Here is a 23,861-nt window from a genome sequence, read left to right on the forward strand (position 1 = left end):
ATGTGGACTGAAATTGATACCCATATTAGCCAAGTCACCGGCAAAAAATTTCAAACTCAGCGCCAGCGCGGTGTTAGTGGTGGCTGTATTAATCAAGGTTATGCTATTTCTGATAGAGATTTAACTTACTTTGTGAAGCTCAATCAAGCATCTCAAGTGGGGATGTTTGAAGCTGAGGCCCTGGGCTTACAGGAAATACTGGTTACAAATACCATTCTTGTACCTCAACCCATTTGTTGGGGTACTGCTGGTAATTATAGCTACATCGTCTTGGAATGGCTGGAAATGGGAGGCGATAACGGTAAATGGGAAGAAATGGGGCGCAAACTAGCCGCGATGCACAAAGCCATTAGTAGTAAAGGTTTTGGATGGAAAATTAATAATACTATTGGTTCCACACCTCAAGTCAACACCTGGACAGGAGACTGGGCAGAATTTTATACCAAATATCGTTTAAATTATCAATTTCAATTAGCTAGGCGACGGGGGGGTAGTTTTCCTCAACAAGATAGACTACTGGCGGCTATTCCTGATTTATTAGCCGGTCATCAAGTAGAACCATCCTTAGTACATGGTGATTTATGGGGTGGGAATGCTGGTTTTACTGTGTTAGGAGAACCTGTGATATTTGACCCAGCTACTTATTTTGGCGATCGAGAAGTTGACATTGCCATGACAGAATTATTTGGTGGGTTTCCCCTGGGTTTTACCAAGGTTATAACCAAGTGTTTCCTTTACAGCCAGGTTATCAGCAAAGAAAAACCCTCTATAACCTCTATCACATTCTCAATCACTTCAATTTATTTGGCGGTGGTTATGGTTCTCAAGCCAATCGGATGATTGCGCAGATTTTAGGATAAATTTCACTGGAGAGTCGAAGACCGCTGAAGGTGGGGATGATGTTATGGGAGTGGGATTTAACTTGTGGTTTCAATATCGTATAACTTGCAGAGGTTGCGAACTTTTTCCTTGAGGCGATCGCGCACATTCTCAGGTAGAATTACTACACAGTCTGGACCGTATTGCATCACCTCCCGGCTAAACCAAAAGGTATTTGATACCGTCCTCACAACTCGGCGAACCCCTGGTTGATCTGCTAACCATTCATTGATGTGATCTTCCGGTTTTGCTTGATAACCAAAAGCCAAGCCGCCAAATATATGTATTTCCACCTCTATTGTATCTAACTGAGAATGCCAATTACCAGGGATGGAAGTTACAGCCGCATCTGTAATTCTATCTAAGCGTAAAGTCCAGTTATGAATCAGCTCAGGGATATCAGAGTTTCCTTCTGTTTCCTCACACCAGCAGTTAAGATATTGGCGCTTTTCCTGGGGGGTAATCCGAGCATGGCGCACCGTAAAATTCAGTACGCGCCCTGCTGCATCTTGGTAGGAAAGCTGAAATGGTTGCTGTCGCAGGATGTAGTTATCTATTTGTAACCGCCAAGGTGGGGGGAGATTTTCTAAAAAAGCTTGTATTTCCGTCCGCAATGGTACTGACAGTTCGCTGCGTTCTAGAAGCAAGTTAGCAATAATTTGGGCTTGTTCTACTTGTCCAATGTCGGTTAATGCACCTATACACCGATGTAATGCTCGAATCCTGTCTTCTGTCCAATTGTTATTGTTACCAATGCGTAACTTACGTTGGGCTATGGCTTCTATGAGCTTGGATATGTTCGGGCGATTTCCCCACATCATACCAAATTGCAGAGCTATGGCTTCCAGTTCTGCTTTATCCCGCTCCTTTAAAGACAGAGTTATAGACTGACCTTTCCGACTCATATTTGTACGGACACTTTTATCCAGATATATCTTGCTAACATCTATTTTGCATGGCATGATCAGAAATAACAACAGTTTACGGACACTATTTAAGTGAATGTCGGCAGATTGGAAAATTACTCTCAAACCTGTTTATTCTCAAACCGTCCCCACACCTGACGGCGTGAAATTACCTGAAAATTGGTCACTTTCTTGGCATCAATTAGCTACCTTAGAAGCACTACGGGATTCAAATATTGACGTAGTGTTCAACACAGCCATGACAGGTGACGGTAAAAGTTTAGCGGCTTATTTAGAAGTGATTCAAGGTCAATCTTCCGCCATTGGACTTTACCCAACTAACGAACTTGCACGAGACCAAGAAACACAAATTAGAGGATATATTGCCCAACTTCAACCAGAAAATGAGCCGCGTGTAGCCAAATTAAGCGGGGCTGACTTAGAAATCTATGCTGAAAATGAAGGACTAAAAAAAGCGGCCGCTATTGCAACTCTCGCAAATCAAAGAGAAGTATTACTGACTAATCCTGATATCTTTCACTATTTGCATAGAGGTGCTTATATAAGTCCCGTTGATAGCCCAGATAAATTATGGGGTAGGATTGATAAAGATTTTGGCTTATTTATTTTTGATGAATTTCATGTTTTTACAGCCACCCAAATTGCCAGCGTAATTAATACAATGTTGTTAATTCGCTGTACAAATCGGCGTAAACGGTTTCTTTTTCTGTCAGCTACACCAGATCCAAACTTAATTAGCAGACTGCAACAGGCAGGATTTCGCTGTCAGGTGATCAATCCCATTGCCGAAAATAAATATCAATTTCCTGCCACACAATACGAACAAAAGCAACTACAAACACAAGGTTGGCGACAGGTAGCCAGAACAATAACCCTCAACTTTATTCCTTTAGAATCTAGTTCTAAAGCTTCGGAAAATTGGCTCAAAGAAAATAGTGATTTAATTTTATCTGAGTTTAAAAATTCTCCTGGTAGTAAAGGAGCAATTATTCTCAACTCCATTGCAGCAGTCAAGCGGTTAACGGCATTTTTTCAGGAATTTTTGCAACCTTATGATCTAACAGTAGGAGAAAATACAGGGCTTTCTGGAAAGGAAATAAAAGAACGCAGTCTCATGGCTGATTTAGTTATCGGTACCAGCACAATTGATGTAGGGGTTGATTTTAAAATCAATTTTCTGATGTTTGAATCATCAGATGCAGGTAATTTTATTCAACGGTTGGGGCGGTTAGGTAGACATGATGGCTATGAGAAAGATGGTCAAATGATTAAGTTTAACCACTTTACAGCTTTTGCTCTTGTGCCTAACTTTTTAGGAGAACGTTTATTTCAGGGAGATTCACCACCCTTACAGGTAGATGGTACGTATGAGCGCCCATTTTTTCACAGCATAATTAATGATAACTATAGAAAAATCAATGATTTTAATGGTTATTATCGCCGCTGGGGTACTGTACAATCATTTTGGCTATGTTACCAATTGAGCGATCGCACAATTAAACAACAGTATGCCCAAAGCCGACAACAATTTCAAACAGCCTGTGAGCAAGTATTTAATAACAGCCTCAAATCCATAGGTGAAGATATTCAGCAATGGGCGGGAGACTGGAAAGCAATCTCAGGTAAACCAGGTAATCCCATTGCTGAAGAAGCTGTTAGTTTTCGGGGTTCTAGTCCCTTGCAATGTGGGTTGTATGACTTAACGGAAGAAAACCCAGCAGACAGGTTTAAAACCTACGATTTACCAGGTATTTTGAGCAATTTAGACATTGAAATGTGGACAGAGGCAGGATTTATGCGGACACTCGCAGAAACCGCACAACACACAGAACAACCCATAGCCAAAGGTAGATTTGCTCATTGTCTCGCATTTATTAAGTTGCGTTCCTACCGTGAGGAACGACTGAACTGGAAATTTACCTATCCAGGAGACTTACAACCAATAGCGGAGACTGGGAAAGTTCAGGTTTTAACTGGGGTGGAAATTTCCCAACCCGACAATAAATGGATCAGTGCAATTAACAAACGCCTGAAAACACAGGGTTTAGTTGCTTACATCATTCGTGGCCCTGTATCGGAAGTGCGGATGCGGTTACGACTACCAATGCACTTTCAGATTTACCCCATTTGCGACCAGTACAGCGTTCATGATGCTACTGCACCTTATGCGATCGCTTTTGGTCAGTCAGCACTGTTGCTAGATACCCTCACCTATACGCCCATAACTTGAAAAGCAAAGGAGATGAAATATGGATTGTTTAAGGTTTCTATCCCTGATAGGGATTGTTGAGAAAAAAAGCTTACGGTTTTAAGCACAGACTTATTCTTTTCAATCCCTAATAGGGATTAATTAAGTGGTTACGTGCTCGTAAAGCTTTATCTGATGGAAGTATTTCATAGTCAGGTTGAATATGTCAAGAGCTTTTAGTGTTGAATAAGTCTAAGCTTATTAAAATCAGAAAAATTCCTTGACAACAGGTTTCGTTTTATGTAGGTTCAAAACTATACAAATGCTGATGCGTAAATATGGCCAGTATTTGGGCTGCCATGACCATAGGTGTTAAGGAGTATGATATGTCCGTCAAATTAAAAAACCTTGAGAAATTAATTGCAATTCTTAAGGATGGTAAATGGCATTCTAGCGATGAGCTAGCAGCAAATGTGAGTTTCCGATTTGGACACACCATATTTGAAGCTCGTAGAAAAGGCTACCTAATTGAAAAAAAACAAGTTGCTCATAACCAATTTGAATATAGGTTATTAACCGAGTAACCAATGTCATAGACTATCCGATAATTTCTCTACAAGAGGAAAGCACCAGCTTGCGGTATTAAGCTCAGGCGTAAGCAATCTTAATCCCCAACAGCTTGGCTGATGCTTGAATAAGTCACTTAAAAAGCCACATCTTAAGACAGTAAGTTTTACTCCAGCTTTCCTCTTCACAAACTATAAAACCCAATCAGTAATATCTTCCTTACCTGCAACCAATAATTAGTCAATTTGATTATTTGTAGATCATGAATAAAAAAACTCAAGCCATTGCAGACAATCAGCAACTAGATTTATTTGACAATCAAAATCAAGAACTAGAAGAATTAGACGATGATTTGTTTAATCAAGACTTTGGTTTTGATGGTGATTCTTCAGACCGTACCATTGAAACTCAGGGTGAATTACTCACACTTAAACTATTGCGAGAAGCAATTCAGGCGGAAAATCCTCATGACCCAGTAATGGCTGATTTCGCTGAGTATGTTTTACCCAACCTCCTAAATATAGCCATTGGTGTTACAGCCAAAGGCGGTAAATTCTTTGATGAAATTGACCACGAGCGAGCAGTAGCAGGTAAAACTAAAGTTCGGCGAGATAATGCTGCTGACCAATCATTGAATACACATTTACTCAATGGTTTATTTCCGGCTAACTTAATTGAAAAGCGTTTACAACAACTTGATACTACAGTCCGAAGACTGGTGAAAGAAAAAGAACGCCGATTAGTAATTGCAGGCTTTATTTTACATGACTTTGAAAAATTTCCCGATGTCCCAGCAGACTGTCGCCAGTTACCCGTAAAAGAACAGCGCCAAATTATTGATCAAAAAATTCACCAGTTAGGACTTGATAAGTTTATTAACCCAGATAACTGGGAAGCCTATCAGCAATATTTAGATGATTTATTGTGCATAGCTTATAATGCACAACGACGCTGGGATACTAACTGGAATTTTTCGGAATTTGGCTTAAATCCCGTTCTCGAAGATCGCACTATTAAAAGTTTGTGTCATTTAACTTGTTTGGCTGATTCCCTGGCCTCAATTGTCAAACATCCCCAAGATGCGGAACATAACCGACTCAAAGAGATTCTGCATAAATTAAGTGATGGAAAACTAAAATTTACCTATCACAGTATTGCTGAAAATAGAGGTGTTTTAACTAACGTAGTTAATAATGCTTTAATTGACGATCATACCAGTGTGAACACTTATGAAAACATTTACTATCAACCTTTACTGTATTTACCCACAGGTGTAATTTATCTAGCATTGCGTAATGCACCGCCCATTACTAAAGAAAATTTATCAGACCGTGTAGTTAATAGTATTAAGTCACTGTGTGCAGGTCAACTGCGTCTGCGACAAACAGGATTTAGTCGAGATGGTAAAGGGATGAAATATGCGGAATATTACAATTTATTCTTTGAGCATTTAGGTTTAATGCAAGTAGCTTTAGATGCTACATTAAGGATATTAAACTCTAATAAATCTTCTGTTGCTCAAAGTCGCAGTGAAAATCTGATTAAATTTCAGCAACAAAATGTTTTATCTGCTGACCATGACCTCACATTTAAAGATGATATCCGCATCGACCAAATAGCGGAATTTGGTGATTTAGTCACCCGTAAGATTTGGGAAGAGACCGTTAAGCGCATTGATGCTGCGAGAAAGAAAGATAAAAGACTACCAGTATTACCAGATTTAGACTTAACCCACAAAGTCGCGGAGTTGTGGAATTTAACAGCATATTTACCCGCAGTTCGGGAAATTCAACGCATTAACGAAAGTCTGAAGGAAAATAAGTTAAAAGGAAATACTGGGGGAGTACCTTATGAATGGTATTATTTAGCGGCTAAATATTTAGAATCTCATCCGGGGATTGAAAACATCCGCGAAATTTGTCAGCAAATTATCGATTACTTATCAACCTTGATTTCCCCGCTGATTTCTGAGTATGAATTACCCGATGGTTGGGAGGATTTAAGACTGTGGGTAAATCGCGTCGTCATGTTGCCAAATAGCAAGCAACAAGTATCACCTGTAGCTGAAAGTCAGACATTTTTAGACGAATTAAATAGTTACAATGCTGCTAAAAAATCAGGAAGAGGAAAGCAACTTATTTGCTCAATTTCTCATTCAGCTTACACCGTGACTGAGCAAATGGAATCAGCAGTTTTATTTACACCCCAAGTTTATACAAATAAACAAATGTTGGGGGGTTCCAACGCCAAGCGGAACATTTCCAGTATTGCGGGTGTGGAAATGATGCTCAGGCAAATTTTGATGAATCAAACTCAAGCAGTTGGTAAACGATTTGAAGAGGGAAAATACCGCTATCTCTATTTTTACCCAACTTATTATTTCACCCCAGAAACTAATAAGTTTTTACAGAAAGCATACAATGGTATTGCTCAAACTCGCTTTGATACTACCATACGTAATCATTTCATCAGCAAGGATTTACAGGCAAACTTAGAAAAAGCAAATTATCAAAAGGTAGATAGCTTCATCATTGATGAACATATCCAGGCTGGAAAAAACCGCACATTTAAGCTTTCTTATCCTGAAGATCAACCCTTAACATTTTATTTTATGGCACTCCCCCCAGGAAAGGATAGCACCGACACTGAATCTTGGATAATGCCGAGTTGGCTAGCTTTTGCTTTTCCCATGATTCTAGATGTAAAAACAGTGGTTTCTGAGTCGCCAATTCCACCTTTTAATGATGGTGCTGAATTTGAGGAAAGCGTTTTCTTAGATAGTGCGCCCCATGCTTTCCGTGCCTTAGTCAAAAGGGATAGATTCCGTCTTGATTACATTTTAGAAGGTTGGGAAGAAAACAGTATTGAATACCCAGCACCATTAAATGTGTTAACGGCGGCTTATGCTATTCATTTAGATGTCAACGCTAAACAAGGTAAAACTGGTTACGATGCGAATTGGGGTAAATTTGCAGAACTATCTAAGGATTTTGAAACCAGTCCTTTGTATGTTTTTGCTTATCTCAATCGATGGGTGCGTAACCAAGGAGTAGAAACAGCCCGAATCGAAAAACTTAGGCTTTATACCTATCATTTTTACCCTTGTTTTGACCCTCATGTGAAATTTGATCAAAATATGGAGCAGTTAATTGTGGGAGAACAATCAAGCTTAAATCATCCGCAAAAATTAACAGATTTGTACCGGAAATTTTACCGCGCTAATAAGCGTTATAACCCTAAATCTAATGCTGTGTTGAAACCCATAGATATGGCATCTGAAACTATTCTTAAAGCTGAGTCTAGTGTTTTTCAGGGAGAAACATTAGTAATGGCGGTAGCGGCGGAAGTGTTTAAACTCATGGACCGTGTTCATGCTTCTACTGCTGAAGGACGTTGGGTAACTAGTAACCGTGAACAAGAACGCCAAGCTGTTGTAGATTTTTCCAGATATTTTGTTCAGGAGGTATTTGAGAAATCATTTGCAGGCGATCGCGCTCGTTTAGCAGGTCGTCAAATCAATTTAATTCGAGATACTTGTGAGTTCCTTTACCGCCTTGCAGATGACAAAGAAAACGCCGAAAAATATCCCGAAAAAGATGATGTAACTGAGTAATTAGATATTTCCATTAACCCAATTTCTAACCCAATATCAAACACATTCAATTCTCTGGAGAGATTAATCATGTCATTGTTGAAAACAGTTCCTTCAAAACTATTCCAAGCTGCAATTCCCTACAAACCCATGGGAAAATATGCCCATTTTCTCACTGTCCGCATTACAGAATCTTATCCACTTTTTCAAACAGATGGAGAATTAAATAAAGCCAGGGTGAGAGCTGGAGTGAGAGATAAAGCCACAATCAGCCGTTTATCAATGTTTAAGCGCAAACAATCTACCCCAGAACGTTTAGTTGGTCGGGAATTACTGCGTAACTACGGCTTGATGACTGCGGAGGAATGCGAATATAACGTTAATTTCGCTATGGATAATCCTGATTGTATTATTTACGGTTTTGCCATTGGTGACTCTGGTTCGGAAAAATCTAAGGTAATTGTAGATACAGCATTTTCAATTACCCCTTTTGATGAATCCCACGAAACTTTTACCCTCAACGCCCCCTTTGAAAATGGTACAATGGCATCCAAGGGGGAAAATGGTTCTAAACCCGGTGAAGTTACCAGTCGTATTAATCAGCAAGACCATATTAGACCGCAGGTTTTCTTCCCTAGTATTGTCACCCTCAAAGACCCTACAGAGGCGAGTTTCCTTTACGTTTTTAATAATATTCTCAGAACCCGCCACTATGGAGCGCAAACCACCCGTACAGGTCGCCTGCGCAATGAGTTGATTGGTGTTGTATTTGCAGATGGAGAAATTACCAGTAATCTCCGTTGGACTCAAGCAATATATGACCAAATGAAAGCCCAAAATACCATTCATCCTCCTGAACCTTTGGATGAGGATGATGTAATTACTGCTGCTAAAAGTGCAATTGAGGCTTTAATGGCTGATGAATTTATTGTACATACTGATTTTATTGGTGATGCTTTTTCACCTCTGCTACAGGAAGTTAAGACCCTTACAGGTACAGAAACAGGAATTAAAGCAATTTTAGAGAAAGCTGATGGGGAAGCCAAGGATTATGCTAAAAAGCACATTAGCAAAAAGAAAACAAGTGCTAAGGCTAAGTAACCTCTATGACCATTATCTATCAATGTCAATTGGAACTACATGATAGCCTGTATTTTGCCACCCGTGAAATTGGGCGACTTTACGAAACAGAGCCAATAATTCACAATTACGCCCTCTGTTACGCACTGGGTTTAGTTGATAGTGAAATCCACTCTACTACCGTAGCTGATGAACACTCCTATCGCTACTTTAGCCAGGAACAAGTACCAAAATATGAGGAGCATTTAATACCACTCAACCAGCAGAAAATTTACATTACTCCCGCTAGGGTTTTGCATCATTCCGCCATTCTCAACACCTGGAAGTATGCTAATAATAACTATCATGTCGAGATGGAGAAAACCCAAAAGAATATCCCCAGTTTTGGTAGAACTAAAGAAATTGCACCAGAAAGTCAATTTGAATTTTTCCTAATTGCTGAAAAACCAATTAAATTACCAAAATGGATCCGCTTGGGTAAGTGGATGAGTAAGGCTGAGGTGACAGTTACGGAGTTACATAACTCTCACACTACTGAGGGTTTATTTACTTGTAAATATCCTTTAAACCCTTTAGATGTCATGTTTACTAATCAAGTTATTAGCTATGATGTAGTAAATATGCCTCCTGTTAGTCTGATTCAAAATGTGCAAATGCGAGGTTTATACTATTACTTTGATGATATCCCAGGGTTAAAGCTTCCCGCTCGCATGGAATACCGTTTTGGGAGTTAATCAAGGTCGGTTTTAGCAATATGGAACCACAGATATATACAAATAAACACAGATGATTTATCTAATGTGGTTCCTAATTTTACTTTCTATCGCTTTTTAAACTCACGGTGAAATACTTTCAACAACAGCATAACGCTTTCCCAATGGAGTATCTCAATAACCTATGGGGAGAAATTCAGGTTTGTTCTTACTTTGCGATCAATAACCTTAACCGCGATTTTGTCGCCACTAAGGGATTTTCTCTAGTGTTTAGGCGATCGCACATCTCCACTGTAGAACAAAAATTCCCCTACTTCAAGCCCTACTTAGATTTAGCTCTCCAACCTAGTTGTAATGCTTTTTACCTCAATCCCTTACAGCTTCAACAAGGTTCCCGTGTAGACCCCCACATTGACCGTTCCTTGCGTTCTTACTGCAAAACCATAGAACCACCTATGTGTGTCAGTGTTCTATATGTACGCTTACCTGAAGATATGGTAGGGGGAGAACTAGTACTCAAGTCTCATAAACGCCAACTGGGACAAATTAAACCCCAGGTGAACACTTTACTTTACTTTCAAGGTGATTTGACTCACTCCGTTAACGCAGTGCAAACCCCAGGAAGTCGGTTGAGCTTGGTTTGTGAACAGTATAGTTTAAGTCAATCTGAACTAGCAGAAATACCAGATTTTACCATTGAATCAAGAGCCCCCAAGTCTAGCACAAAAAAACGCAAGTAAAACGCCCCAATAAAACAGCAAAGTAAATTGTTGAGTTTTTATTGACTTTGGCTATATCTCCCAATTACAAATTACCTTTACCTCACCCCTCCCCAGCAAACACAAAATATTCCTAACTATTAAATATGCCTCATAGCTTAATTCTTAACCTCCTTCCCCTGTCGCCTATCCCTCCCCAGTTTCTCACAGGAAGACATCTGCACGCACTATTTTTAACCCTTGTCAGTTCCGTAGATCCTACATTAGGCGATCGCCTACATAATCCTAGTGCTGATAAAGCCTTTACCCTCTCACCCCTACAAACTAATTTCCTTCAGGGAACTAGAGGAATGTCTAAACTACAACATACACATCAAGAAGCGATCCCCCCAGGAAAGCCTTGCTGGTGGCGCATCTCCCTGTTAGATGACACACTCTTTAGTCAACTTACCCAACTCTGGCTCAATCTTAACCCTAATCACCCTTGGCATCTAGGCCCCGCTGACTTGTATATTACCAGCATTCAAGGTACACCCCAATCTAACCAACCTTGGGCTAATACCATACCCTATAGTCAATTATATCAGCAAGCCAGCGATCGCTATCGCAATATTCACTTTACTTTCTCCACACCCACCGCTTTCCGTCAAGGAAAATATGACAGCACCCTCCCCACCAGAGAATGTATCTTTAATTCCCTACTTTCTCGGTGGAATAAATATAGTGAAATCGAAATTAATCAAATTTCTCTAGAGTCAATATTCCCCTCATTCTTCAACATTCATACAGAAATTGTCGCAGACTCTCGTAGTAAATTTATTGGATTTGCGGGAGAAGTGAGCTATCAAATCTTAGGAGAAATCGAACCTATAGAAATTAAAAAAATTAACGCCTTAGCTGATTTTGCCTTATATGCAGGGGTAGGACGGAAAACACCAATGGGTATGGGGATGATGCGGCGAACATATCAATCAAAAATCACCAAAAATTATGAATAATAGTGAATATATCCAGATTGCGGCCTTGAACCAATACGCCTATTGTCCTCATCGCTATTGATTGATTTCGGTGGTTGAGCGAAGTCGAAACCACGCTCCCCTCAATAGTCTCTAAAATATCTTGCGGTTCTCTTAACCTCGACTTCCTCCCCCTTATATTGTTCCCTTCGACTTCGCTCAGGGAACATATTGATTTCGGTTTTGCTCCTACTATCAAATATTGTTTTACCCCACGCTAACCCTCCCCTTGTAAGGAGAGGGGACTGGATTTAATCAATTAAATGGGGTGAAGATGTGATGAAAATTACGGCTGAAAAATTATCAAACAACCTCTAACATTAACCAATTATCTCAGGCGATCGGATACTTTATAGGAAGTTTTCTATGTTACAATTACCTATAATCCCTATCAGGGATTGAAACTTGTCCCCTCCCATCACAAGGGGAGGGCTGGGGTGGGTTTATGTTACAATCACCTACAATCCGTGACCAGAAGGTTGCAAAAAACCTAAGAAAATCAGATATCCAGATTAAAAACTACTTTCAACAATCGGAACTATAGGCTCAAATGGTGGAGGCTCAGGATTAAGTAACTGCTCCCAATTCTTAATTTGCTGTTGCGCTGTATTATAAGCAGAACTACCTCGGGGAATTAACTTCGCCGTCTCAATCGCCCTGGCAAGATTAGAATTACTCTGAGAATTAGCAATGCTTAATAACTGCTGACTCCATTGGTTAACGGCAAAATTCACATCCATGCGTAAAGTGCTACTTCTGGGAACACGATTCGCTATGGCGATCGCTTGAGATAAAGCTTCTGGCGTACCCCCAGCTGCTACCTGTTGCGCCCTAGCCCAGTTTTCTCTAGCACGGATTTGTCCTTGCCAATTACGTATATTGTTCCTAGCTTCCCTAGAAAGCGATCGCCCCGATGATGCAATCGGTTGTATTGTATTAATAGCAGCAGTAAAATTACCACCTTGGGCTAACATTCTGGCTCTATCTAAATATGGCTGATCTTGTGTGCGCTCAATGGTATCTGTCCACTGCCTAATTCTGCTCTGTGCCTCAGAATACAAGGCCCGACCCTCACGGATTTGTCTAGCTTGAGATATTGCGGCTTGCAAAGCATTAATATCATTTGAAGGCCATGCTAATTGTTGAGCCCGTTCTAAAATCGGTCTATCTTCAATAGTCTGAACTTGGTCACGCCAACGGTTAATCTCCGTCCTCGCTTCCGCAGCCCGGGGACTATTACCTGAAACTAACTGCGCTTCAGCAATAGCGGCTGTCAAGTCTTCGATTGTCCCTGGACTAGCAAGTGTCCTGGCTCTTTCCAAACGTGCCAGATCTTCAATTTCCACTTGCCAACTAGCAATTAACGCCTGTGCTTCACCATAAATTGCTCTGGAAGCATCAACTTGTTGCGCCTCAAAGATTGCTGTTTCTAAACCAGACACAGTACCAATCCATGCATTCCTTTTGGCCTCAGTTAAAGTAATAAAGTCTTTCACTTCTACCTGCAATTGGGCATTATCTGGGATTTGTCTGGCAATATCTATAGCTTTTCCCGCATCCCTCCTATCCAGGCTTGCTTGTGCCAAATCCAGCATTTTTCGCCCAATTTCAGGAATCAACTCTTGTGCTTGTTGATAAAGGTAGCTTTCCGGACTGAGGGACTCAGAAAGTTCAATCGCTTTTAATAAGTTATCTGAAACTCTGGTATTTGCTAAACGTTCCGCATTTGCTAACTTATCAGCATCTTCCCTTGTTGATGTAATTAATTTATCTAATTGATTATACTTAACGCCAGACCAGTACTCATTATCTACACCCATTAATTGAGCGGCTAGCATAGATGCTGATTGCCAACGCTGTTTTTTTAGTTCCTCTTCAGTCTGCTTATATATGTCTTCCGCCTGAGACCAAATTAACTCCCATTTACTAACTTGTTCATCTACTAATTTATAAGCTGCCAAATGTTTAGGTATCTGACGGACAGTAGCTATGGCATCCTCTAAATTACCTGACTGAAAACTCTCGTCTGCAATCCGTAAAATGTCTTTCGACCATTCGGCAACAAAACGGTTAACTTCTCCCGCCAATGGGTGATCCTCTGATATTTTACTCACCAAAGCGATCGCTCGCAGTAAATCATCCACATTTTGCCCAGCAGCTAACTTCTGAGCGCAGTATAACCTCACTGAAGCGCTGACAAAAGGTCGAGAAATTGCAGTACAAGTGGGACTACTTGGTAGTTTCAGCAACACTGTCATTGCTACGAACCCGATACTGCCAGGTATCAATGTTAATATTAATCCCCACAAAAACCAGTTTTTCATCCAGCCGGGGGATTTCCCAGACTTTTGACCGGGTACACTAGTTGCGGCTGACTGCTGATGTAAAGGTAATTCGTAACTGTCTTGTTGTTGTCGATTCACTGACTTAGAGGTTGAACCATTAGCCTGCACACCAAATGCTTGAGTTTCAGCGAATTGTGGCGTTGGGGATAACCTTATCATATCATCTGGCTCTCCTGCTTTAGATGGAGGCCAATTTTCTGGAATATCCCGCTGTGTCATCTCTCACACCAAAGTAGTTGAATAGTTAACTGTTCTATGCTGATAATTCCGATGCCGTCATAGTAACTCGTTGATAATTCCAAAGGTACCTGATTCAATATTCTCCGACCACAGATACCATGAAAATTATCATCTTTTTGTATTATTATACACTTGAACCAGAAACCGAAGATTCTGTTTCCAAATCAACAATTAATTTAGCTAGCTGATTGCTACTTGCTTGATAAACCTCGCCGCAAAACTCACAAGTTGCTTCTGCACCATTATCTTTAATTATCATATCTTGCAATTCCTCGGCTCCCAGCATTTTTAATGCTCCTAGTACGCGGTCAAAAGAACAACCACAGTGGAAGCGCAACATTTGACGTTCCGGAAATATTGACAGACCCATGTCTCCGAGTAAGTCATCAAAAATTTCTGGTAAAGTCTTACCAGCTTGTAATAATGGGGTAAATCCGGATAAACTAGATACACGAGACTCCAATGTTTCTACTATGGCTTCATCTCTAGCAGCCTTCGGTAAAACTTGTACTAGCAATCCCCCAGCAGCAGTTACACCACTTGCTCCTACAAACACCCCTAAAACTAAGGCTGAAGGTGTTTGTTCAGAATTAACTAAGTAATGCGCCACATCATCCCCTATTTCCCCCGATACCAGCTCTACGGTACTAGAGTAAGGGTAGCCATAACCAATATCTCGCACTACATAGAGATAGCCCTTACCCACTGCACCACCAACATCCAACTTACCTTTTTCATTAGGAGGCAATTCTACAGATGGGTTGGCCACATAGCCCCGTACTGTTCCATCTAAACCAGCATCTACAAGGATACCACCCAGAGGACCATCGCTCTTGATGCGGACATTCACTCTAGAACCAGGTCGCTTCATACTAGAAGCCATCAACAAGCCACCCGCCATAGTCCGCCCTAGTGCTGCTGTTGCCACATAGGACAGCCCATGACGTTGCCGTGCTTCTTCTGTTAAACGATTAGTAATAACACCTACAGCACGAATACCACCATCGGCAGCTGTGGCACGAATTAATTGATCAGCCATGAAAAACCTTACGTTTCTTAATAAGCCTACATTCTCTATTTTAAGTAGAAAACGACTCTCTGATTACGCCCTGTCCCATGCAGAATATGATTGTATTTGCAATACTAGAACTACAATGCACCGAAATTCGGACTTAAACCTTAAATAATTATTAAGAAATGCTTGGTAATTTTCAAAAAAGTCAACTAAGAATAGAAATCACAGCCTCCGCCAGTGCAATTCGTAATAGTTTGCAACACCCCGATAAACTAGCCCAATGGCTGGTAGGACAAACTTTTACCCCAGGAATGCCAGAAGAACTGCACACTGGCTTTCAGTTTACAACCTGGACTGGCCCAATTGCAATTCATCATCAAGTAGATGTGGCGAAACCTAATTGTTTGCGGTTGCTACTTAGTGGAGGTATTGATGGCTTTCATGAATGGTACTGGGGAGAAGGTTGGGTTCAGTCCCGCTTGGAAGGGGTTTCAATTCTTCCTTTAAATCTAGGTCATACCCTAAGTTTGTTAAGTTTGCGGCAGTTTTTAGTCAATTAATTAATGCGAAAGAGGCCTTTAATCGCTTTTACACAAAAGCCCGTGATTAATCGCCTCCAGGAAAAACTGATCCTTAAATTTTACCCCATGTTCCTTAACTGCTTGTCAGGTTGGTTTCACCACGAACACCGAACAATTAGCCTCCTCCACTACTTGAGTGCTCACAGAACCCAAAACAATTCGCTTCATCCCAGTTAACCCGCGACTACCAATGATAATTAGATCCGCCTTGTAAATGTTAGCAAGACGAATAATTTCTTCGGCAGGATCTCCTGTTACCAATTCTAATTCACTCTTAAATGTTAATTTTTCCTTATAATTTAACAGTAGTTTTTCAATATGGAAATCAGGCAGGTTGGAAGATTCTCGATGATCGCTATCTGTGGATAGTTGCATCTTTGACTCTGGCGTGGGAAATACATGACACAGAATGACCTTGGTATCACCGGAAAACACCAAGTCATTTAAACTGTCAATGACTCGTTCTGCAATTTCCGATCCGTCAAGAGCTACCAAAACATTTTTTAGCACCACTGATCTCCTCAAAGGTATAACCCTTTAATATAATTCCCTGATACAAGTTATTGTCACTTATAACCCTGCTCTATTGTGGCTACTGAGTGACAATCTTTTATTGTGCCTCCACTGAGTAAGTTTTTACAATAGATTATCCAAAAAATCAACATTGATAATTACTCTTGCTGCTGAATTCTCCGTCGCACTGAATCTCTATGAGATGGTAGTCCTTCCATTGTTGCTAAAGCGTCAATTGCCCCAGCTACCTTTTCCAGTGCTCTCTGTGAGTATTGAATAATACTGGAATGTTTCAGAAAGGTTTCTACTCCTAAAGGTGAAGCATAACGAGCAGCACCGGAAGTCGGCAAGATATGGTTAGGCCCGCCAAATAGTCTCCTAGGGCTTCTGGTGTTGAGTCCCCTAAGAATATTGCCCCAGCGTGGCGAATATCCGCAAGTAATCCCCAGGGATCTTGAACTTGTAATCCTAAGTGTTCTGGGGCAAATTCATTAGAAAATGCTGCTGCTGCCGATAACGATTCTACAACTACAATTAAACCATAGTGGGCGATCGCCTTCTCCGTGTCTATCCGTCGTGGATGATCTACTAACTGTCTTTCCACCGCTACTTGTACGTTTTTGGCTAAAGCTGTATCTGTGGTCAACAAAATCGCCGCCGCCATTGGGTCATGTTCTGCTTGGGCTAACAAGTCCACCGCCACATTTACAGGATTTGCTGTTTCATCGGCAATAATTAAAACTTCACTCGGACCGGCTAGGGAATCAATGCCGACAGTGCCGTAAACTAGTTTTTTCGCTAAGGTGACATATATATTGCCCGGACCGGTAATTACGTTCACTTTCGGAATCGTATCTGTACCATAGGCTAAAGCCGCGATCGCTTGTGCCCCTCCCACACGATAAATTTCTCTTATCCCCGCTTCTTGTGCGGCCACCAAAACAGCCGGGTTAATTGCTTTTCTGTTCCCCTGTGGTGTTACCATTACTACACGCGGTACACCAGCCACTTTAGCTGGAATAGCATTCATAAGCACAGTACTCGGATAAGCTGCGCGACCGCCAGGAACGTATAAACCAGCACAATCTACCGGGATATAGCGTTTGCCCAGCACGACATCATCATCACCAAAGTGTACCCAACTTTTCGGCACACGCTGCCGGTGAAATGCTTCAATCTTGCAGCTAGCCAACTGAATCGCCTGGAGTAGCTCCCGCGATACTTGTTGGTAGGCTGCATCCATTTCCGAGCCAGTAACACGCAACTCCTCTGGTTTCAGGGTTTGGTTATCGAATTCAGCTGTATAATGCAAAACAGCTTTGTCGCCTTGGCGCTTCACTGCTTGCAGTACTTCGCGCACAGTTGCTTCTTTGTGAAGCACGTGTTCATCGTGAGTACGGTTGCAGATACGTTGCAGTTCTGATACAACATCTGCCTGCTGAGTAATGATTCGCAGCATGGAGTAAGGATAATGCCAAAATTTAGGATATTCCCGCCTGAGAATTAGTCTTAACTCTTCAACCATCAGGTTATCGAGATCGTCCTAACTCTCTTCTATAGCTTAACCTGGATTTTTTTTAATACTTCCAAGGCTACCAACAGTAGTTTTCACTTAAAGTCTAAGCCTAGCTTACTGGCTACTTTTCACCTGAAAAGACCACGGTGGTTTTAACCACTAAGTCGCTTCCCTCTCAGGGCTAAAGCCGCTGAGTTTCCCGCTTACCGCGATATTTTTATTAGTACCTTATCTTAACGCATTTTAGCCAATGAGTACACGCCAACGGTAAAGTTGTCAAGGATACTTTAATTGATCATCAGGCTTTGTGGAGTAACGCCGCAGACCACACTACCCCTGTCTGTTCCATAGTCGTAATCCTACTTGCCACTCTCTACTGCCCATAGCGATAGCGTGGCGTTAGCCATAGAAAAAGTTTTTTTTGATAAATTCTGACATTGGCAGTATGAGTGCTATATTAGTAAGTCTAGTAGTGTGTGTACATATTAATAGTATTTCTGGAATTGACCGTGGCGAATACAAAATCTGCTCTTAAACGCGCCCAAATCGCAGAACGCAATCGTCTGCGGAACAAAGCTTACAAATCAGCAGTAAAAACGCTGATGAAAAAATACTTTAGCGCTGTAGATGTCTATGCAGCTAATCCTAACTCAGATTTAGAGAAAGAGGTACAGGTGCGGCTGTCCGCGGCTGTCAGCAAAATTGACAAAGCGGTCAAGCGCGGTGTTCTACATCCGAACAATGGCGCTAGAAAAAAATCAAGACTGGCTCGGAAACTCAAGCCACTCACCCCAGCATCTGCTGAGTAGTTCAAGTGTATGGCTTACGCCACGCTACTCTATCAGTAATCAGTTACTCTGACTGATTACTGGTCAGGGAATCATAAAAACCGATCTAGCATCAGGGTAGCGCTTGGCGTTGCGACATAAGAACTCATGAGCAAAAAGGACAATGCAAGCCTCCCGCCCACGGGTGGTCTAATTTTGATTGATACTCACGTCCATCTGAATTTTGATACATTCAAGGGGGATTTAGAAACAGTGCGATCGCGATGGCAAGAAGCAGGTGTAGTGCGTCTAGTACATTCGTGCGTCGAACCGTCAGAATTTTCGGGGATCAAATCCTTAGCGCACCAGTTCCCGGAACTCAGCTTCTCCGTTGGTTTACATCCTTTGGATGTTGACAAGTGGGGGAGCGATACAGCCGCGCAAATCAAATCTTTGGCTAGTTCTGAAGCGAAGGTGGTAGCCATTGGGGAGATGGGTATGGATCTCTATAAGGCAGATAACTATGCAGCACAGCGCATAGTGTTTGAAGCACAATTGGCGATCGCCAGCCAACTCAATTTACCGGTGATTATCCATTGTCGTAATGCCGCGCCGGAAGTGAGGGAAATATTGCTACAGTGGCGGGAAAATAGGGGAGAAATCCCCAGAGGTGTCATGCATTGTTGGGGTGGAACACCAGAAGAAACTCAATGGTTTGTGGACTTAGGTTTCTATATTAGCTTTAGCGGGACGGTAACATTCAAAAATGCCAAAGCCATACAGGCTTCCGCCGCGATGGTCAGAGGCGATCGCCTACTAGTGGAAACAGACTGCCCATTTTTGTCCCCTGTCCCTAAACGGGGTGAAAAGCGGAATGAGCCAGCCTATGTCCGTTATGTGGCGGAAAAGGTAGCCGATTTGCGTGGGGAGACTTTAGAAGCCATTGCTACTCAAACTACTGAAAATGCTTGTAAATTATTTGGATTAGTGGGGGTGACCGGGTTCCCAGATGTGAAACATAGATATCACCTACCATAAATGGGGATATTACTAAAGCCGCCCCTGGTGAAATTCCTCCCTTTTTGTGTGGGAGGCGGCTCTGATCAAGGTCTAACTCCGGCAGGACAAAGTTATGCTAAGATGAATCCCTCCAAAACTTGAATAAGCCATAATCAAAAAAAAGGAAGGAATTACAAACTCTTAAGCTTGATTTTGTAATGTTATCAACTTGATCATCCTTCTCCTCTCTACAAGCGGATGTTCTGATTTTATGACTGGTTTAGCAGTTCGACTCTCACCGGTGACTTTGCTCAAAACAGCGCATGGAGCCATACTCAACCTATAGAAAATTGTTAAAAGTAAATCATGTCGCGTGCGATAGCGCCAGCGCTGCTGCTAAAGCAGGTCGCGTAGCGTGGCCTAGTCCATGGAAAAACGAGCAAAATAGAGCAACGAGGTGACAAATCAAACTTAACCAAGTACTATGCTGTTTACCTGTGTATAAACAGACAACTGTAACTATAAACCGTGCATTGATCGCACCAAGAGAGCTTAGAGAAGTCTAGGCATATTCATGATAGCGTAGCGTGGCGTAGCGTGGCGTAGCGTGGCGTAAGCCATGGGAGCAAATTAATATCTGGATTTTAGCGCAGCCACCAGAGAAAATAAGGGCGATTAGCCCCTTGTCAAAAACTCTCTTTCTAGCTTAAATGGCAGGGTTTGTCTAAGTGTAGAAATAGATGGGATAAAGAAACAGGTGTTCCTAAGAGTGATAGACATATACGCCTAATTGGGGAACACGCAAAAACCAGACACTAGCAGCGTCCAATAAACAAATTTAACCAGGTTGACGAAGGTAAGGGCATGACTACAGATAAATATATGGAATCCGCCTTTTTATTACCCGACTTGATTGAAATCCAGCGCTCGAGTTTTCGCTGGTTTTTAGAAGAGGGGCTGATAGAAGAACTAAATTCCTTTAGTCCAATTACAGACTACACAGGCAAACTAGAACTACACTTTTTAGGACATAACTATAAACTCAAAGAGCCCAAATACAGCGTTGAGGAGTCAAAACGGCGTGACAGTACCTACGCGGTACAGATGTATGTACCTACACGTCTGCTGAACAAGGAAACAGGAGATATTAAAGAGCAAGAGGTATTTATTGGCGACCTGCCTTTAATGACAGACCGTGGGACATTTATTATCAATGGAGCCGAACGGGTAATCGTTAATCAAATAGTGCGATCGCCCGGAGTTTACTACAAATCAGAAATAGACAAAAACGGACGACGTACCTATTCAGCTAGCTTAATCCCTAATCGGGGGGCTTGGCTGAAATTTGAAACAGACCGTAATGATTTAGTCTGGGTACGCATCGACAAAACCCGCAAACTCTCAGCCCAAGTGCTATTAAAAGCCCTAGGCTTATCCGACAACGAAATATTTGACGCCCTGCGCCACCCCGAATATTTCCAAAAGACCATTGAAAAAGAAGGTCAATTTTCCGAAGAAGAAGCCCTGATGGAATTGTACCGGAAATTACGCCCCGGTGAACCACCCACAGTACTAGGCGGACAACAGCTGTTAGATTCCCGCTTCTTCGACCCTAAACGTTATGATCTCGGTCGAGTGGGTCGCTATAAACTCAATAAAAAATTAAGACTTTCTGTTCCTGACACCACCCGCGTATTAACTCCCGTAGATATTTTAGCCGCAGTAGACTATCTGATTAACCTAGAATATGACATTGGCAATATCGACGATATTGACCACCTAGGTAATCGTCGCGTCAGAAGCGTCGGCGAACTGCTACAAAACCAAGTAAGAGTCGGCTTGAACCGCCTAGAGCGGATTATTCGGGAACGGATGACAGTATCTGATGCCGAAGTTCTAACCCCAGCTTCCCTAGTTAACCCTAAACCATTGGTAGCAGCAATCAAAGAATTCTTTGGCTCTAGTCAACTAAGTCAGTTCATGGATCAAACAAATCCCTTAGCAGAACTGACCCACAAACGCCGCCTTAGCGCACTCGGTCCAGGTGGTTTAACACGTGAACGGGCTGGGTTTGCAGTGCGAGACATTCACCCTTCCCACTATGGCAGAATTTGCCCCATTGAAACACCAGAAGGACCCAACGCAGGGTTAATTGGGTCTTTGGCTACCCATGCGCGTGTTAACCAATATGGATTTTTGGAAACGCCATTTAGACCTGTGGAAAATGGGCGGGTACGCTTTGACCTACCGCCAGTTTATATGACTGCGGATGAGGAAGACGATTTACGTACAGCCACGGGTGATATACCATTAGACGACAATGGCTACATTAAAGGACCGTCTGTACCTGTGCGCTACCGCCAAGACTGGGCAACCACTACCCCTGAACAGGTGGACTATGTAGCAGTTTCGCCCGTGCAAATTGTTTCAGTAGCTACAAGTATGATTCCATTTTTGGAACATGATGACGCTAACCGCGCTCTTATGGGTTCCAATATGCAACGCCAAGCTGTACCGCTGTTAAAGCCGGAGCGTCCTTTGGTGGGTACTGGTTTAGAAGCTCAAGGTGCAAGGGATTCGGGGATGGTGATTGTTTCCCGCACGGATGGAGAAGTTACCTATGTGGATGCTACGGAAATTCGGGTTAAGCCTTTCAATGACTCTCCAGAAATTAAGTATCGCCTGTCTAAATACCAAAGGTCTAATCAGGATACTTGTTTAAATCAAAAACCTCTGGTTAGGATTGGCGAGCGGGTGATCGCCGGTCAAGTGCTTGCGGATGGCTCTTCTACCGAAGGTGGGGAGTTAGCGTTGGGTCAAAATATCATTGTCGCTTATATGCCCTGGGAGGGTTATAACTACGAGGATGCGATTTTGATTTCGGAGCGATTAGTGCAGGATGATGTTTATACTTCGATTCATATTGAGAAATATGAAATTGAGGCCAGACAAACTAAACTAGGACCCGAAGAAATCACTAGAGAAATTCCCAACGTGGGGGAAGATGCTCTACGCCAACTAGATGAGCAGGGAATTATTCGGGTTGGTGCTTGGGTCGAATCCGGAGATATACTAGTTGGAAAGGTTACACCAAAGGGAGAGTCTGACCAACCCCCCGAGGAGAAGCTTTTACGGGCTATTTTTGGCGAGAAAGCGCGAGACGTGCGGGATAATTCCCTACGGGTTCCCAATGGAGAAAAAGGACGAGTAGTTGATGTCCGTTTATTCACAAGGGAACAAGGTGACGAATTACCGCCAGGTGCTAATATGGTGGTGCGCGTATATGTAGCCCAGAAACGTAAAATCCAGGTCGGGGATAAAATGGCCGGTCGCCATGGGAACAAAGGGATTATTTCCCGGATTTTACCAGTCGAGGATATGCCTTATTTGGCTGATGGTTCCACCGTGGATATTGTGCTTAATCCTTTAGGTGTACCTAGCCGGATGAATGTAGGTCAAGTCTTTGAGTGTATGTTGGGCTGGGCTGCTCACACATTGGGAGTGAGGTTTAAAATTACACCTTTTGATGAGATGTATGGTGAGGAGACCTCCCGGACATTGGTACATGGGAAGTTACAGGAGGCAAGGGATGAGACGGAGAAGGACTGGGTGTATAACCCTGATAACCCCGGTAAAATTATGGTATTTGATGGTCGGACTGGCGAAGCTTTTGACCGACCGATTACAGTGGGGGTGGCTTATATCCTGAAGCTTGTACATTTGGTTGATGATAAAATTCATGCGCGCTCTACAGGTCCATATTCCTTGGTAACTCAGCAACCTTTGGGGGGTAAGGCTCAACAGGGTGGGCAAAGATTTGGAGAGATGGAGGTTTGGGCATTGGAGGCTTTTGGGGCGGCTTATACGTTGCAGGAGTTGCTGACAGTCAAGTCTGATGATATGCAGGGACGGAATGAGGCCTTGAATGCGATCGTGAAGGGTAAGTCAATTCCTCGACCTGGAACGCCGGAATCATTCAAGGTTTTAATGAGAGAGTTGCAGTCTCTAGGTTTAGATATTGCTGTCCATAAGGTTGAGACCCAATCTGACGGTAGTTCCTTGGATGTGGAGGTAGATTTAATGGCGGATCAATCTGTCCGACGTACACCTCCTCGTCCTACCTATGAATCTCTGACTCGTGATTCCTTAGAGGAAGACTAAAAAACCTGTACAGATGACGGTTGACGGTTGACTGTTGACGGTAT

14 protein-coding genes and 3 pseudogenes are annotated in these 23,861 nt (G+C 42.3%); 12 read left to right on the forward strand and 5 right to left on the reverse strand.

Translation table 11 applies throughout. The features are described from left to right. Window positions 1-860: pseudogene (locus tag AC6IZ0_RS10325) on the forward strand (fructosamine kinase family protein). A gap of 57 nt (window positions 861-917) precedes the next feature. Here AC6IZ0_RS10325 and AC6IZ0_RS10330 read toward each other — a convergent pair. Beyond that, entirely contained in the window at window positions 918-1,784 is an 867-nt protein-coding gene (locus AC6IZ0_RS10330) for a helix-turn-helix transcriptional regulator (RefSeq protein ID WP_271734671.1), read from the reverse strand. Between the two features lie 97 nt (window positions 1,785-1,881). Here AC6IZ0_RS10330 and cas3 point away from each other — a divergent pair. The 7 genes and pseudogenes from cas3 to cas6 all read left to right on the forward strand — a co-directional run bounded on the left by cas3 (window position 1,882) and on the right by cas6 (window position 11,662). Then, a pseudogene (gene cas3, locus AC6IZ0_RS10335) lies at window positions 1,882-4,067 on the forward strand (type I-D CRISPR-associated helicase Cas3'). A 264-nt stretch (window positions 4,068-4,331) separates the two neighbouring features. Next, window positions 4,332-4,577: a hypothetical protein gene (locus AC6IZ0_RS10340; protein WP_497722840.1), complete on the forward strand. Its 246-nt coding sequence runs from the start codon at window positions 4,332-4,334 to the stop codon at window positions 4,575-4,577. A gap of 245 nt (window positions 4,578-4,822) precedes the next feature. Then, complete coding sequence (cas10d, locus tag AC6IZ0_RS10345) at window positions 4,823-8,173, forward strand: type I-D CRISPR-associated protein Cas10d/Csc3 (RefSeq protein ID WP_497722841.1); 3,351 nt, start codon at window positions 4,823-4,825, stop codon at window positions 8,171-8,173. A 69-nt stretch (window positions 8,174-8,242) separates the two neighbouring features. Next, window positions 8,243-9,253 carry a type I-D CRISPR-associated protein Cas7/Csc2 gene (gene cas7d, locus AC6IZ0_RS10350; protein ID WP_271734667.1) on the forward strand — a complete coding sequence of 337 codons (1,011 nt, stop codon included), beginning with the start codon at window positions 8,243-8,245 and terminating at the stop codon, window positions 9,251-9,253. Between the two features lie 5 nt (window positions 9,254-9,258). Next, window positions 9,259-9,966, forward strand: a complete 708-nt coding sequence (gene cas5d, locus AC6IZ0_RS10355) for a type I-D CRISPR-associated protein Cas5/Csc1 (protein WP_497722842.1) — start codon at window positions 9,259-9,261, stop codon at window positions 9,964-9,966. Between the two features lie 107 nt (window positions 9,967-10,073). Continuing rightward, entirely contained in the window at window positions 10,074-10,685 is a 612-nt protein-coding gene (locus tag AC6IZ0_RS10360; RefSeq protein ID WP_497722843.1) for a 2OG-Fe(II) oxygenase, read from the forward strand. A gap of 125 nt (window positions 10,686-10,810) precedes the next feature. Next, on the forward strand, window positions 10,811-11,662 hold the full coding sequence (gene cas6 / locus AC6IZ0_RS10365; protein WP_497722844.1) for a CRISPR-associated endoribonuclease Cas6: 852 nt from the start codon (window positions 10,811-10,813) through the stop codon (window positions 11,660-11,662). Between the two features lie 530 nt (window positions 11,663-12,192). On the opposite strand, the gene AC6IZ0_RS10370 is transcribed toward cas6, so the two are convergent. Together AC6IZ0_RS10370 and hslO are read right to left on the reverse strand one after the other, a co-directional pair. Beyond that, window positions 12,193-14,244 (reverse strand): chromosome segregation ATPase, encoded by a 2,052-nt coding sequence (locus tag AC6IZ0_RS10370; protein ID WP_271734659.1) that lies wholly within the window; start codon window positions 14,242-14,244, stop codon window positions 12,193-12,195. 145 nt (window positions 14,245-14,389) lie between these two features. Continuing rightward, complete coding sequence (hslO, locus tag AC6IZ0_RS10375; protein WP_497722845.1) at window positions 14,390-15,304, reverse strand: Hsp33 family molecular chaperone HslO; 915 nt, start codon at window positions 15,302-15,304, stop codon at window positions 14,390-14,392. 158 nt (window positions 15,305-15,462) lie between these two features. Between hslO and AC6IZ0_RS10380 the strand changes: the two genes are divergently transcribed. Further along, on the forward strand, window positions 15,463-15,840 hold the full coding sequence (locus tag AC6IZ0_RS10380; RefSeq protein WP_271734655.1) for a hypothetical protein: 378 nt from the start codon (window positions 15,463-15,465) through the stop codon (window positions 15,838-15,840). Window positions 15,841-15,945: 105 nt separating this feature from the next. Here AC6IZ0_RS10380 and AC6IZ0_RS10385 read toward each other — a convergent pair whose 3' ends face one another. Together AC6IZ0_RS10385 and hisD are read right to left on the reverse strand one after the other, a co-directional pair. Then, window positions 15,946-16,371, reverse strand: a complete 426-nt coding sequence (locus tag AC6IZ0_RS10385) for a universal stress protein (protein WP_271734654.1) — start codon at window positions 16,369-16,371, stop codon at window positions 15,946-15,948. 161 nt (window positions 16,372-16,532) lie between these two features. Then, window positions 16,533-17,833 (reverse strand): annotated as a pseudogene (hisD, locus tag AC6IZ0_RS10390) (histidinol dehydrogenase). 566 nt (window positions 17,834-18,399) lie between these two features. On the opposite strand from hisD, the gene rpsT reads away from it, so the two are divergent. The 3 genes from rpsT to rpoB all read left to right on the forward strand — a co-directional run bounded on the left by rpsT (window position 18,400) and on the right by rpoB (window position 23,817). Next, entirely contained in the window at window positions 18,400-18,699 is a 300-nt protein-coding gene (rpsT, locus tag AC6IZ0_RS10395; protein ID WP_271734652.1) for a 30S ribosomal protein S20, read from the forward strand. Window positions 18,700-18,825: 126 nt separating this feature from the next. Beyond that, window positions 18,826-19,695, forward strand: coding sequence for a TatD family hydrolase (locus AC6IZ0_RS10400; protein ID WP_271734651.1), 870 nt, complete (start codon window positions 18,826-18,828; stop codon window positions 19,693-19,695). Window positions 19,696-20,520: 825 nt separating this feature from the next. Beyond that, window positions 20,521-23,817, forward strand: a complete 3,297-nt coding sequence (gene rpoB / locus AC6IZ0_RS10405) for a DNA-directed RNA polymerase subunit beta (protein WP_497722847.1) — start codon at window positions 20,521-20,523, stop codon at window positions 23,815-23,817. Window positions 23,818-23,861 lie beyond the last annotated feature (44 nt).

Source organism: Anabaenopsis sp. NIES-4685 (assembly GCF_059725405.1).